Genomic DNA, 14,087 nt, shown 5'->3' with positions numbered 1-14,087 from the left:
ATACCATTCCGCTTAATATAATGATCAGGTTTTACGCAGGGTAAATGACTAAGGTCAAGGCGCATGATTGAGTAATAGCCGGCTATTGCGATTGAATGCAACGCAGATATTAGTAATTTAAACCAGTAAAAACGATCAGTTACTTAGGCGGATTGGTATAAAAGCATGATCAGGTGAAAATTTCTGGAATAACGCAGTACAAGAGCGGTTTTTTAGAAGCTTGCAAAGTGAATATTTGAATAGACGGATATTCATTAATCAGTGATCGATGCAGTCATATTTTATGTTCATTATTATAGCAATAAACGACTCAATTCGGTTATTGATTATATACCCATGTTACCTCACTAAGCGTTGTCAGGCCAAGCTCGGTAATCAACTCCAGGCGCCACATGAAGTAATCATTCCCTTTCCGATTGTTGCAACACAGAACTGTTTTTCGAGCTTGTCCCCCGTAGGGCAAGACAACTTGCACCAATCTACGTTGTTATGAAATTTCGACTTAGAACAGCTAGGCTTCCATTTTATGACGAGTATCTCGGCTGACTTTGCATTTTGAAATATCATGGCTATATAGCCGTTGCTCAGAAACAATAGAAATGTTAAATGTGGCTTAATACCATTACAGATCAGGTTTTACGCAGGGTAAATTACTAAGGTCAAGGTGCATGATTGAGTAATAAGCAAAATGGTAATTTATTTTGTACTGTGTACTGTTTGACGAAGTCAAATAGAGCAGCCGGCTATTGCGATTGAATGCAACACAGATATTAGTCATTTAAACCAGTAAAAACGATCAGTTACTTAGGCGGATTGGTATAATAACCCTCCCAAAAGACTCGAGCATTACAGCGACTCATTTGATGATAACAACAATAAATCACGTTTTTTCATTTTTACTTGTTCTAAATTTGAATATGCTTTTCTGAAGTATCGTGGAGATAGATCAATCGCTTTTTGAAAAAAGTATTGCGCTTCATCCAAACGACCATCAAGCATAATAAAATAACCTAAGTCGTTATAGGCTTCATACTCAGTCATTACCTGTTTGAAGGTTTTTATCGCGCGCGCATATTGATTTTTACGCACATAAACTAAGCCTAAATTAGTCCAAGCACGGTTAAAGCTTGGATCGGCATTAATTGCCCGTTTATAGTAACGCTCAGCTAATTTTAATTCGCCTGTTAAATAATAGGAATAACCAAAGTTCGATAAAATATTAGCGGATTGTGTATTTTGATTTAATGCTAACTGGTAATAAACTCTGGCTAAAGCAAAACTCCTTTGCATATCCTCAATAACAGCCGATGTTACGTAAGATATGATAGGGGAGTCATTATCTAATCGATAATAATCATCTTGTTTGTTTGCGCCTTGCTCTTGCAGGCGTTTTTGGTCTAACAAAATGGCGCGTTGTAAGTGGATTTTAGCCTGCTTATAGTTACGATTATCCATTTCTATGCGCCCCAAACCTTGATACGCTAAGGTTAGGCTGGGATCCAGTTCAACCGCTTGTAAATAAGCGTGCGTCGCTATCGAATCATTACCTAATAACACATGAATATCTGCAATTTTCACTAATGCAGGCGCATTATTTGGCGCATGCTGTAACGCTTCAATATAATAGTACAGTGCTTTTTTTATGGCTCCTTGTTGCTGTAACTGAAAAGCGCGATTAAATGCCTCTGAGTAACTTGTAGTCGTCAATTTATCATCTGCTAATCCAGATTTATTATCGGTCATACTACAACCATAAAGGGTAGCGGATAACAGTAAGATAAATATCTTAGTGTAGCTATTAAACGTGAGTTTATGCCTATTCATGAGTTCTCCTAGAAAGCTTGATCCCAAACCGCCATTACTTTTAGTACAGCAGGTCCGATCGCAACAATAAAAAACGAAGGCCAGATACAAAACATCATTGGGAAAACCATTTTCACGCCCAATTTAGCGGCCATCTCTTCGGCTTCTTGCAATCTTTTCTCTCGATATTCATCGGCATATAATCGTAAAGTATCAGCAATGCCCGTACCCAATTTTAAACTTTGCACAATCACTGAGTTTAGGCCTCGAATGTCTTCAAGGCCAGTACGTTCAGAAAACTCATGAAGCGCATCTTGCATCGAATAACCGGCACGTACTTTACTGCAGACTAGACCTAATTCATGGGATAACGGCGGGTGAGCATATGCCAGTTCATTAGCAACACGTTGAAAAGCTTCCAATAAACCTAAACCAGACTCACAACATACGACCAATAAATCGAGTGCATCAGGAAAGAATTTTCGTAACGCTTTCATCCTTGCATTAGCAATATAGGTTAACGCCAAACCCGGTAATAAATAAGCGAAACCTACAATCATGACAAAAATATAAGCGCTTAATATGGGAGAAAGTTCAGGAAGATACTTAATGGTAATACTGCCTAGCACAGTAGCTAATAAAAGTAATAATAATTTTAACGCATTGTATATTTTTAATGAATTTTCATTATGAAATCCGGCATGAATTAATAAACGCCGAGTTTTTTTATCACTCATAAATTGTCGTTTTGCAAAAGGAAGGTTGGTTAATGTATGCTCTAAAGACTTATTAAAAGTGCTACTGGCATCCGGGCTAGTTCCCTTGGTCACTTTATTTAATTGCTTTTTTAATGGTGAATAAACACCACTAAAAAACAAACTTAAGGACATCGCCAGTGTAACCCCTGCTACGCCAGCGACGATATAAAATACCCATTGTGCATTTTGTGGGTTTTTAATAAAAGTGTTAATTAAACTGAGTATATATTCCATAATTTCACTCTTTCTTATAGGTCAATTTTAATTAATTTACTTATCCAGTAAATTCCAAAGATCATGCCTAAACCACCCCACTTTAATAATTTAATACCTTCCGGTGTCCCAGTTAATGTAGCGATATAATCGGGAGAGTTTATGTATAACACCGCAAATAAAGCAAAGGGTGTTAATACCAGTACCCAGCCAGAAAGACGTCCTTCAGCAGAAAGGGTTCTTACCCGACGTTTAAAAGCAAAGCGCTGGCGAATAACTCTAGAAAGGGTTTCAATTTTTTCAGCGAGATTACCACCCGTTTCCTTTTGGATGCTCACAGCACTGGCAAACGCCATTGCCGAAGTAATCGGTACTCTTTGCACAAACAATAAAAGGGAGTTGCGAATATCTGTTCCAAAGTTTATTTGGCTAAATAAAATATAAAACTCGTTGGATAATTCACCTTGAGTTTCTTCATAAACAAGTTTTAACGCTTCAGAAAAGGCATAACCCGCTTGCAGTCCTCTTTTTAATACATCAAGCGCTTCGGGAAACTGCTGTTCAATTTTCTCAAGACGCTTATTGATATCTCGGTTTAATTTCAAATGAAACAGAAAAAATACAATGATAAAAGTAAAAGCGACAAACAGCGCATCAAGTGTAAAATACCAAATAAATGGCGCCATCAGAAAAGACGTTAACAAAGCCAAAAAAAGATATTGATGACCAAAAAGTTTACGCCCGCCTAATTGTAATTTGTAAGTCAGATTGTTTATAAACCCTATCTCTTCCAATGTTCTGAGAAAACGAGGTAAACTCTCCAACTTTTTATTTAAGACTAAATCGACTTGTTGAACATTCTGCTGATCAGATATATTTTTAAGGTGTTTTTTTAACACCCGTGTTTTGGTTCTTTGTGGGCTGTAAACCGAAACCATTAAAGATTGAAATAAAAAGACCACAGCAACAAATATTAAGATTAAAAACCAATATTCATTTGTCATATACCCTCCTAAAATTTAGCTATATTAAAATCCACACCATAAATTTCATTGCTTAAATGAATGCCTTTTAATTTAAGTTGCTGATTGAAATTAGGAATAATTCCCGTTGCAGCATAGCCACCTTGAATATTACCATCAGCATCTTTGCCCGTTCTGGTGAATTTAAAAATTTCCGACATGGTAATAATATCGCCTTCCATGCCATTAACTTCCTGTACACTGGTGATACGTCGGCAACCATCTTCTTGGCGTTGTAATTGAATAACCACATCAATTGCCGATGCAATTTGAGTGCGAATATTATGCATTGGCATATCAAAACCCGCCATGCACACCATATTTTCCATTCGCCCTAATGCATCCCTTGCTGTATTAGCATGAATGGTTGTTAAGGAGCCCTCGTGCCCAGTATTCATGGCAGCTAGCATATCTATGGCTTCTGCTCCCCTTACTTCGCCAATGATGATGCGATCAGGGCGCATACGTAAACAATTTTTCACTAAATCGCGCTGTAATACTTCACCTTTCCCTTCAATATTTGCGATGCGCGTTTCCAGCCTGACGGTATGGGGTTGTTGCAGTTGTAATTCAGCAGAATCTTCAATGGTAATAATGCGTTCATTTTCGGGAATATAAGAGGATAAGATATTAAGTAGGGTTGTTTTACCGCTGCCGGTGCCACCTGATATCAATATATTTAATTTACCTAATACAATGGCATTAATGAATTCACCTATTTCTGGACTCATCGTGCCGTAATCAATAAGCTGTTGCGGGGTTAATTTTTCAACCGCAAAACGACGTATCGATAAACATGGACCATCTAAAGCGAGAGGCGGAATAATTGCGTTAATACGAGAGCCATCTTGCAGGCGCGCATCAACCATGGGTGAAGACTCATCAATACGTCGGCCGACACGTGAAACAATACGGTCAATAATGGTAAGCAAATGGCGGTTATCATAAAAAGTAACCGGCACCTTTTCTAATTTACCAAAGCGCTCCACATATACACTGTCAAATCTATTCACTAAAATATCTGAAATAGTGGCATCGGCTAACAGGATTTCTAATGGCCCTAAACCGAGTATTTCATCAATGATTAATTTGATGATATTTTGTCGCGATACTAAGTTTAAGGGCCGAGGTACCTCATTAAGCAATTGCTGGCATATTTCAGTTATCTGTTCGCTGGCATTTTCTTTATCTAAGGTTTCTAACACAGATAAATCTAACATTTTTAATAATTTTGAAAATGTTTCTTGTTTAATTTGCAACTCTTCTGGGCTAATTACGCCATATTTTAGTTGCTCATCATTTTGCAAGGATTCCATTATATTATTCCTTATTAATTACCCATAAAACGAGACCAAAAACCGCTAGAATGTTTGCCTTTTTTAAGAGAAATAGGCATTAGATCAACGACGATTTTGCCAATATCTGTTTTTATCTGCTTGGCATCGTGAACTTGTCCAATACGCTTTCCAAGATCCGTGCAAGCACTAGCAAGTTCATAATTATTATGAATAATAAATGCAGATTTGATACCAATTGCATCTTTGATATCATTAATGCTAAGGGTGTTTTGTTTTTTTGAAAATCGATTGATGATTAAATGTATGCGTTGTGGCTCTATGCCTAATCTCGCTCGCATGTAGGTAATTAATGCTTTTGCTTCACGTATGCTGACGATATTTTGTTGCACAACAACAAAAATAATCTCTGATATATCAATAATTGGCAGACTATAGTGGTCTAATCCCCGAGAGAAATCAGCAATCACCAACTGAAAGTTGGAACGAATTTTATTCATTAAAAGACTCAGTTCAGGAATGTTAATTTGCACGGAATCTGACAGATGCGAATAGGGTTTTACTGGTAATAAGCTTAAGTTATTATTTGAGCACATCATAGATTGAATCGACAGCGCATCTAATTTCTCTACCTCTTTTAATGCATCACTCAAATAATATTGAGGCTCAACCCCTAATATATCGGCGAGCGATCCATGTTGAAAATCGCCATCAAATAAAACAATTTTATCATCGCTTTTTTGCGCGCAAATCTGCCCTAAACAATCAGTAATAAAACTTGCCCCAGAGCCTCCTTTACCATTAATAATACTCACCACGGGGGCCATTTTCATGTTGACTGAAATCTCATTCACTAAGGTTATTAATACCGGACCTATTTCATCATTAAAAGGTGTTAAAGGAACAATATCTTTGATGTGATATTGCACCGCTTTACGCATAATGAGCGCAGGTATATTATCGCCAATTAATATCGTTGGAATGTTTTTGAGCGCACACTTTTCTATGTCTGTTGCAGTGGTGTTTTCATCTCCGCAAAAAACCAGCAATATAATGTTCACTTCGGTATTAACAAAAGTGATTTTATGCTCTGTTTTTAATAATAAATGTTTAACACCTTTTAAAACATTGGACAATTGAGCACTTAAATTAGGATCTGCACAGACCAATAAACTATTAATCAAAATGGGTAAAGAAATCTGTAGCTCATTCTTGAGCTGCAAACTTAGAGATGTCTCTGCTTGAACATTCGCTAGTGATGGTATTTTAAAAATATTTTTTTCCATAATACACAGTCCTAAAGTTAAAAAAGACTACAAACAATCTGTATATTTATACCTTGTTACACCTAAGCTTTCTGCTGGTAAGGTGGTTGAAAAACTGGGTGAATTTAAGGTGATATCAAAAAATGGAATTAACAGTTGATGCTGATAATCCACCACTTTAGCTCTAACTAAACGAATATTACTAAAGCTAGTCGCAGTGGAGCCATTTAGATTTAAATAACTAATATTAAGATTTGCCGAGCTTAAATTGGGGAGCAGATTAATATCTGCAAAGGTAGCCGCATTTAATACTGCGGGTGATTGATAAAGCGATTGCTGATCATCAGTATCTTCTAATACATTACACACAGTCGCCAATCGGGCACCACGTCGAGAAATTTCTGTTAGCACATTCCATGTATACATTAATCGAGAAAACTCTAAAACAGCAAAAAAGAGAATAAAAAATATCGATGCCACAATAGCAAACTCAATGGTATAAACGCCCTTTTGTTTTTTTTTATACATCATTGCATCACCCTCATAGTGTAGGTAGTAACCAGAGGAAAACTTAAATCAAAACTTTTACTGCTTACAAAAGAGGGCAGTGTTGTTGCTATTATCGGCTGCCACGGGTAGCTGGCAGTTACTGTAACGAACTCCCCAACATATGAAATATTAAAATCAGTGGCAGCTAAATTTGGTAATATTGGGGTACTGCTATTCAAATCACCATAAGTATAAAGAGCGAAAGCATTAGCAGTCATTTGTATATTTCCAGTATTACTCACAATATATCGTGATGCATTTCTGACTACTTTGGTTAAGGCATTATATTGATATAACAGCCGAGAAAATTCAACCACCGGAAATAACAGCAATAGCAATACAGGTAATACTAAAGTCATCTCGATTGCCGCTAACCCTTGTTGTTTTTGTTTTAGTTTATGCATAAAAACTCCTAAGAATCTTTGCTATCAGGCACATGATAAAGCACTATTTTGTAAGGACCTGGATTGTCTTCTGCTATGCCACTGAGCTTACCTTCCAATGGGCAACCCTCAATAATCTCAGCTATAATATGAGCATCACCGCTATGTTCCATTGATTGCGTTAAAAAAACGCAACCCAACCCAAGATAATCAAGTGTGGATGTCCCATTATTGTTTCCATCTCCACAATCTGCAATTACGATATTAAAGATTCTTCGACCATATTCTTCTTTAGCGGTACTTGAGGTGTCCTCAGCACACATACTATTATCACCTCCCTCCTTATAATCAGAAAAGCGATAAGCTTTATAATAGGATTCTGGCTTCACTACCCCCATTGCGTAATCAATATCCTCAGCTTCTATCCTTTCTTCTCCTTGACATATATTGCTATCTCTTGAAAACTGATCTTCGTATTGTTTCATGTTTCCGAAAAATATACCTAAGCGAGTATTGATACCATCTGCGAGTCCCACTTTATTCCCTGTTGCAGTTTCTACACCATCGGTAATATCAGCAATCAAATCACAGCTATCATTCCTAACCGCCCCCGCCATTTGAAATTTTATGTCACTTGCATTACCACCCAGATCAACTAATTGAAAGTTACCAGGTCCGACTAAGGAGGTCTCTCCAGACCCTATCTTAGTCGCATACAAAGTGTCAAAATCTAACCCCCAATGACCAAGATTATAGTCATCTGTTGTGTCCGGTTTTAAACTTCCTGTCTCAGGCGTTGAAGGATCACCACAAACGAGCATGGGTACTACCGTAGATGGACAAAAGGTAATTTCTGTACTCTTTCCAGCCAAAGCCGTCGCGGTTACCCGTTTATCAAAATTAAAAATATCCGCTAAAAAGTTGTTTAATTGCAGGTTGCTAATTTCAACTTTGACATAATGGGCGGCTTGATCCATTGAACTTTCGAACGGATCCGGGCGCATGGAAAAATCGACCTGCAGTGCTGCTGTGATATCAATGCTATTCGCGACATCAGCAAGCGCAGGAAGCAATAAAGCATCACTAATTTCAAATTTATCACGATGGGCAAGATTCAATGCGATGATTTCCACGGTCGCTTTTCGAGCATCTAAGTGAGAGCCTCCTTCATCCATCACTTTCGCCGCATGTAAAGCGGCTGCATCGGCGATATTCTGCAGGCGACTTTTATTCAACAGAAGATGCCCACCATCAAGCGCCAGAGCAGCCATGACAATTAATGCAAACAGTCCAATAGTAAACATCACTAGGATATTACCTCGCTGCTTTTTAAGTGCTTGGCGCTGGTGATGGCGCATTAAACTCATCATATTAACCTCCTCGAATTACTTTCAGTCCCCTTGAAAATTTCTACTCTATCGCTGAAAACGTGACCACTGCACGCCCCTCCTTAGGAGAGTAAGTCGTTGCTTGGTAGCCTTGCATTACTTTCTGACCCACAACGCCATTTAAAGCGTTAACCACACCTGCATTGTTCTCGGGCGCCATCGGGTCGAGTATCTGCATCTCCTTGATATCGGCATAAGTACCCGATATTTCATGGTTTTGATCGATGCTACAAGCCGTCATTACCATCGTTAACGTGATCATGCTTAGTGAACTTATTTGTGTTTTCATATGTTAGCCCTCCGCTTCATCTGTACTTAACGCATGCCCATATTTTTCTTGGGTGCCACCATTATCAGGGATAGCCTGATCATGAAGCTGCTCGGTTTTATTCGGTGAATTGTTAGCGCCGTTTTTAAGCGTACGTTCGCTCATTTTTCCGAGCAGATAAAAGTCTAAATCAGAGGATTCAACAAAACCATCCGTGGGTAATGCGACTCCTTTTTTATTGAAGGGACGCACCAATCTTGGTGTGACCATAATCACTAGCTCGGTTTGCCCTTTAATAAATTGTTGACTGCGAAATAGTTGACCCAGTATCGGTATGTCACCTAAACCGGGTAACTTATCAACACTCTCTCTTACGTTATCGCTGATCAGACCACCAATCGCAATGGTTTGCCCATCACCTAACTCCACTGTGGTTGAGGTACTACGTTTAACTAATGAAGGCACAATAAAACTAGAATTGCTGTCACCATTTGGCAGTAGCAGTGTATTAGCATTGCTTATTTCACTGACCACAACATTAAGGCTTAAATTTATTTTCCCAGAATCTAATACCGTGGGAACAAAGGTGACCGCGACACCAAAGTCTCGATATTCAATAGTGATACCATCCTCATTCGGGACTGGAATGGGAAACTCTCCACCCGATAAAAATGTTGCCTGTTGGCCACTTAGTGCAGTAATATTTGGCTCCGCTAATACTCTTGCTAAACCATGTTGTTTGGCAATATCAAAAGCAAAACCGAATAAGATATTATTGCCCAAATAAGTACCAAATAGGCCATTAGTGAGCCCCTGACTTAACACCGGATCGATGATCGCTAACAGATCTCCTCCGCTGATAATACCGCCACCACCGTTACTACCATCTCCCTTGAGTATCATTCGCGAATCTAAACCTCGCGCCACTTCTGTTTGCACTTCTGCCACCGTGACTTCAAGCATCACTTGGTGGCCACCACCAACAGACATCATATTTAATACTTCACTTTTACGGTTACCGACGGTTGCCAAGTCTGAATAGCCTCTCGCCAACTCCAGTGCCAAATTTAATTTCGCGAGAGAGGATGCTTCACCACTTAACACTAATTGCCCCTGCGACGACTCAATACCTATCTTCTCTTCGGGCAGGTAATGATAAAATCGCTCGCGTAAACTATTTAAATCATGGGTAACTTCTATATTAATGATATCGATAATGTTGTTGTTTTTATCCCAGACCATCACATTAGTTGTGCCTAACGCTTTGCCTACGACATAGAGTTCATCGGATCTTAATATAAGGATATCTGCCACTTCCTCCGTGCCGATAGAAACGCGATGAATGTCCGCTTTCATTTTTAGATTGCGTGATTTAAAAATGGGTATTTTTTCTGTGATCGTTTCTTGCATCGCCGGGCCACCAGCGTTAGCGGTTATCACCGTCAAGCACAGTGGCATAACAAATATTATACAAATCAAAAAGGGTGCGACTAATGGTTTAATTTTCATTTTTTTAGTCCTTTATCATTGCTCAGTAATGAGTACTGATTGTTGTTTAATTCCACGAATGATCTCTATTTTAGTGCGTATTTTATAGCGCCTTGGTGGTGATATTTTTACCGACGAACTGGCTAATATAATATCGGTACTACTGGAATTTTTATCTTCGGAGATAACTCGCTCAGCATTTTCAGTTTTCACCTTAGTATCGAGTAAATAACCAGCGGGATTGGAATGATCATTGGGGTTTCTCAGTGCTAAATTTATGCTGCCTTTATTTCTGGCACTCAAGAGTATTGCAGCTTCCCTAAGATCCACTTCCAAGGTGACCGCCCTCACTAACTGTGGTTTATTTTCATCGTCTGATGCTTTTTGATCAATTGCGATGATTTTTATATTTGAAAGAATGACATCCGTGATCACTTTCTTACTGCTATTGTGATAGGTATTTAATACATCAACCCGATTACCCGGCAACAAAAATCCCGAGACCCCCACCACATCATTTACGCGAATAGAGATGGCGCGTTTATTTTTGCCCAATAAACTGGCAAAAGAATTGCCTTCGCCTTTTTTAACCAGGCGTTGCAACTTAAGAATATCGCCTTCAAAAAGTTTCTGTTTAACCACCATATTTTCTAATTGACTTCGCTCGGTGATAACCCCTTTGGCGAGCATCTCTTCTGGCACCAATTTAGCAACAATATATTTAGCGTCTAGCAGTGTGCCTCTTGGTAAATCTACATTGACCGAAAAAACAGTTACTTTCCCGGCAACAACGACCTCAGGCAGGCTTGCTTGTAACCAATTATTGGCGATGAATACCGCGCCGAGTCCAAAAGTTATCGATAGCACGATAAAAAACAACGTATTTTTATTCATAACTCCTCCACTATAATCGATGCTCTATAAGCGCTGCTAAGTAGCCTGCGCGTAACTTATAAAATGCAATTATTAAACAAGGTTGCTTTTTAAACAAAATAACTTTGCCAAGCAAAATTGAGTAAATCTTTAGTAACAATTTCTGGTAAATCTTTGAAAACAACTTGATCACGAATAATTGAAAGCAGATCTCTGGGGTAACAGGGCAGAAAATCTTTGTCATTTATTATCAGAAAATCATTGATTAAATGTTCAAATATTTCATTTTCACAGTGCAACCCTTGGGCGCGACATTCTTGCTCCCATATATCTTTAAACTGTTGTTTATCTAAGCCCAAAAAAAGGATTTTGTAACCCAGTCGGCGTAAAAAGGCATCATCAATCAATTCGTTGGGTGATAAGTTTGTAGAAAAAAGCATTAAAAGTTCAAATGGCACCTCAAAATGCAACCCAGATTGTAAAGATAAAAAGTCTCTTCTTTCTTCTAAGGGCACAATCCAGCGATTAAACAGGGCTTTAGGGCTCACTTTTTGGCGTCCTAGATCATCGAGTAACAAAATACCGTTATTCGCTTTTAGCTGTATAGGTGCTTTATACACTTTAGTATTGCGGTCAAAGCTAATCTCTAACATATCTAAGGTTAACTCTCCGCCGGTAATAATCAGCGGTCTTTTACAGAGCTGCCAACGCCCATCAAAACGACTGTTTAATTTTAATGAATCACGATGGTCTGTTTGAAGACTTGTATGGTGCACCTCAGGATCAAATATTTGAATGATTTCATTATTGACCTCTATTGCGTAAGGGATCAAAACTTGATCACCAAAAACCAGATTCAGATGACGGCAAAAATAACTTTTCCCGGTGCCTGCTTTACCATAAATTAAGATAGGTTTTGTTGAGTTTAAAGCAGGTCCTATTTTTTCAATGAGCTCTTCGGGAAAGGTTAAATGTTCAAATGCCGCATCTAATTCAGGTTTAGACAAAGGGGCTGCACGACTCGATTGAATTTTAGCCACGCGAATATATTCCGCTAAAGGCAGTGGCGCACACCCTAAGTAACCATTTTTCATAAACGCTTTGTCGGCTTGTAAATTGCCTAAATGGCTGAGGCAATAACGCATCTGCCCGTCATTAGTACTTTGTCTATTTTCAATCCAAGCTAAGGTTTTCGCTTTCTCGATTAATATTTGCACTATGCTACCGGTTAGTGCTAATTTTTCGGACAACTCGCGCAAGGTATACACCCCCGCTATTTGCAGATGTTTGACCACTAAATCTAATAACAAACTTGCCGATAAACCGCTTTCTTTAATCGTGGTTGGTGTGGGTGCCAACAATACTAACTTGGCATTATTTTCATTAGCAGTCACAGCAACAAGGCTCTCAGTTGATACTTGCTTGGCAGCGGATGCGGGTGATAACGGTTGCAAAAGTGGCGACGGTTCATCTTTTTCACTGTACTTTACTTGCAACTCATTCAGCACGGATACCGTAGTGATTATATTGACAGGCGATTTTTTAGTTTGTTTTGTAAAATTAAACATACTTAGTTACCCACCTACTTGCGTGTTAAGGTTATACATCAGTGCCAGCACTTCGCTATTTTGACTGCAGGCCCATAACCAACCGATTGCCAGTGCAGGGGCATAGGGTACTTTTAACTTTAAAAACGTCTGGTCACTGGCTCTGATAAATTGGCGCAGATATAAACAGCGCAGATAATGAAATAAAACATCTGAAAATCTTTGCCAGCCTAATTTGTATAAGGCTAAAAAAATACTGGTAATAGCGCCTGCTATAATTGCGTAAATTAACGACCAAAGTAACAGTTGCACCGTTAAAAAAGAGCCGATAGCCACCATCAATTTGACATCGCCCGCGCCAAGTAATTTCAGGGCAAAAGCGGGAAAAAGAATAACCAGAGCAAGGCCTGCACCGATAAAAGCGTTGAACAGCCCAGCCCAGCCGGAAAAGTAATACTGCACCATAAATCCAAGCAGTAACGTAACAAAACACAAAAGGTTAGGGATGCGCTGGTAACGCAAATCAAAATACAAAGCGATTAAAAATACCAGAAAAATAATAGACAACTTGAAGATTAACCCTAAATTTTCCATTACCATCCCTTTTATCAACTATACACAAAGAGCACCTTTAGGACTTTTCACACAATCCGCAAGTTTCAGGATTTGAGTTTCTGCTCCGTCGCCTAATGATATAAATGCAGTGACCATGCCACCAACAACCAGTCCGCCAGCAATGGCATACTCCACCGCTGTTAAACCACTTTCATCTTTAATAAACTCGATTAATAGATTTTTAATATTCATGATGTTAATACCTCTTTTAATATTGAAATTAAACAAGCAAACTATGCCTATTCATGAATCCATACAATTTTTTTGTTGAGAGGTTAAATTAATTAATCGACCAACGTGTTTAATATTAGAATGTGTTTATCGAAATACATATCACCAAATTGCTAATGCCTGTCTGAAATTGCGTGATCTAAATCACACGTTTTTCTTATCAATATCATGGGATTGCGAATTGTTATATGAGGTTTCGTTGTGTCATATTATTGCATTTTGCATCATGCAATGGTCTACGCAAGGCGATATCTAGTTGTTTGTAAAGTGAATAAATAGCAGAAATGTGTGTTGTAACAGACATTGATCAGAGCCCTAGCTGACTTTTTCTATTTTATACAAATATTCAGCATGCCCACCGATAAGATGAATGATTTTTCTCCTTAACT

14 protein-coding genes are annotated in these 14,087 nt (G+C 38.5%); all 14 read right to left on the bottom strand.

Translation table 11 applies throughout. The annotated features are described in order from the left end of the window. Positions 1 to 846: 846 nt before the first annotated feature. On the bottom strand, positions 847 to 1,824 hold the full coding sequence (locus tag G322_RS20700; RefSeq protein ID WP_022942117.1) for a tetratricopeptide repeat protein: 978 nt from the start codon (positions 1,822 to 1,824) through the stop codon (positions 847 to 849). A gap of 8 nt (positions 1,825 to 1,832) precedes the next feature. Continuing rightward, positions 1,833 to 2,795, bottom strand: coding sequence for a type II secretion system F family protein (locus G322_RS0112540; protein ID WP_022942116.1), 963 nt, complete (start codon positions 2,793 to 2,795; stop codon positions 1,833 to 1,835). A gap of 14 nt (positions 2,796 to 2,809) precedes the next feature. After that, the gene (locus G322_RS0112535) at positions 2,810 to 3,778 is read right to left on the bottom strand and encodes a type II secretion system F family protein (protein WP_022942115.1); all 969 of its coding nucleotides are present in this window, start codon (positions 3,776 to 3,778) and stop codon (positions 2,810 to 2,812) included. Positions 3,779 to 3,786: 8 nt separating this feature from the next. Continuing rightward, complete coding sequence (locus tag G322_RS0112530) at positions 3,787 to 5,112, bottom strand: TadA family conjugal transfer-associated ATPase (RefSeq protein ID WP_022942114.1); 1,326 nt, start codon at positions 5,110 to 5,112, stop codon at positions 3,787 to 3,789. Between the two features lie 14 nt (positions 5,113 to 5,126). Then, positions 5,127 to 6,377 (bottom strand): CpaE/TadZ family protein, encoded by a 1,251-nt coding sequence (locus G322_RS20695; RefSeq protein ID WP_022942113.1) that lies wholly within the window; start codon positions 6,375 to 6,377, stop codon positions 5,127 to 5,129. 27 nt (positions 6,378 to 6,404) lie between these two features. Further along, positions 6,405 to 6,887 carry a TadE/TadG family type IV pilus assembly protein gene (locus G322_RS0112520; RefSeq protein ID WP_022942112.1) on the bottom strand — a complete coding sequence of 161 codons (483 nt, stop codon included), beginning with the start codon at positions 6,885 to 6,887 and terminating at the stop codon, positions 6,405 to 6,407. Then, on the bottom strand, positions 6,884 to 7,309 hold the full coding sequence (locus tag G322_RS0112515; protein ID WP_022942111.1) for a TadE/TadG family type IV pilus assembly protein: 426 nt from the start codon (positions 7,307 to 7,309) through the stop codon (positions 6,884 to 6,886). The genes G322_RS0112520 and G322_RS0112515 overlap by 4 nt, the downstream gene beginning before the upstream one ends. Positions 7,310 to 7,317: 8 nt before the next feature. Next, on the bottom strand, positions 7,318 to 8,658 hold the full coding sequence (locus tag G322_RS0112510) for a pilus assembly protein TadG-related protein (RefSeq protein WP_022942110.1): 1,341 nt from the start codon (positions 8,656 to 8,658) through the stop codon (positions 7,318 to 7,320). Between the two features lie 40 nt (positions 8,659 to 8,698). After that, a complete protein-coding gene (locus G322_RS20690) occupies positions 8,699 to 8,965 on the bottom strand; it encodes a hypothetical protein (RefSeq protein WP_022942109.1) in 267 nt (88 codons plus the stop codon). Between the two features lie 3 nt (positions 8,966 to 8,968). Continuing rightward, entirely contained in the window at positions 8,969 to 10,453 is a 1,485-nt protein-coding gene (locus tag G322_RS0112500; protein ID WP_022942108.1) for a type II and III secretion system protein family protein, read from the bottom strand. Positions 10,454 to 10,468: 15 nt separating this feature from the next. Further along, complete coding sequence (cpaB, locus tag G322_RS0112495; protein ID WP_022942107.1) at positions 10,469 to 11,326, bottom strand: Flp pilus assembly protein CpaB; 858 nt, start codon at positions 11,324 to 11,326, stop codon at positions 10,469 to 10,471. A gap of 89 nt (positions 11,327 to 11,415) precedes the next feature. Then, positions 11,416 to 12,873 carry a P-loop NTPase family protein gene (locus G322_RS0112490; protein WP_022942106.1) on the bottom strand — a complete coding sequence of 486 codons (1,458 nt, stop codon included), beginning with the start codon at positions 12,871 to 12,873 and terminating at the stop codon, positions 11,416 to 11,418. A gap of 6 nt (positions 12,874 to 12,879) precedes the next feature. After that, positions 12,880 to 13,446: an A24 family peptidase gene (locus G322_RS0112485; RefSeq protein WP_022942105.1), complete on the bottom strand. Its 567-nt coding sequence runs from the start codon at positions 13,444 to 13,446 to the stop codon at positions 12,880 to 12,882. 18 nt (positions 13,447 to 13,464) lie between these two features. Then, on the bottom strand, positions 13,465 to 13,659 hold the full coding sequence (locus G322_RS0112480; protein WP_022942104.1) for a Flp family type IVb pilin: 195 nt from the start codon (positions 13,657 to 13,659) through the stop codon (positions 13,465 to 13,467). Positions 13,660 to 14,087: the final 428 nt, after the last annotated feature.

The organism is Psychromonas hadalis ATCC BAA-638 (assembly GCF_000420245.1).
GTDB lineage: Bacteria > Pseudomonadota > Gammaproteobacteria > Enterobacterales > Psychromonadaceae > Psychromonas > Psychromonas hadalis.
The sequence above is the reverse complement of the archived record's forward strand: the minus strand, read 5'-3'. Positions and strand labels throughout refer to the sequence as shown.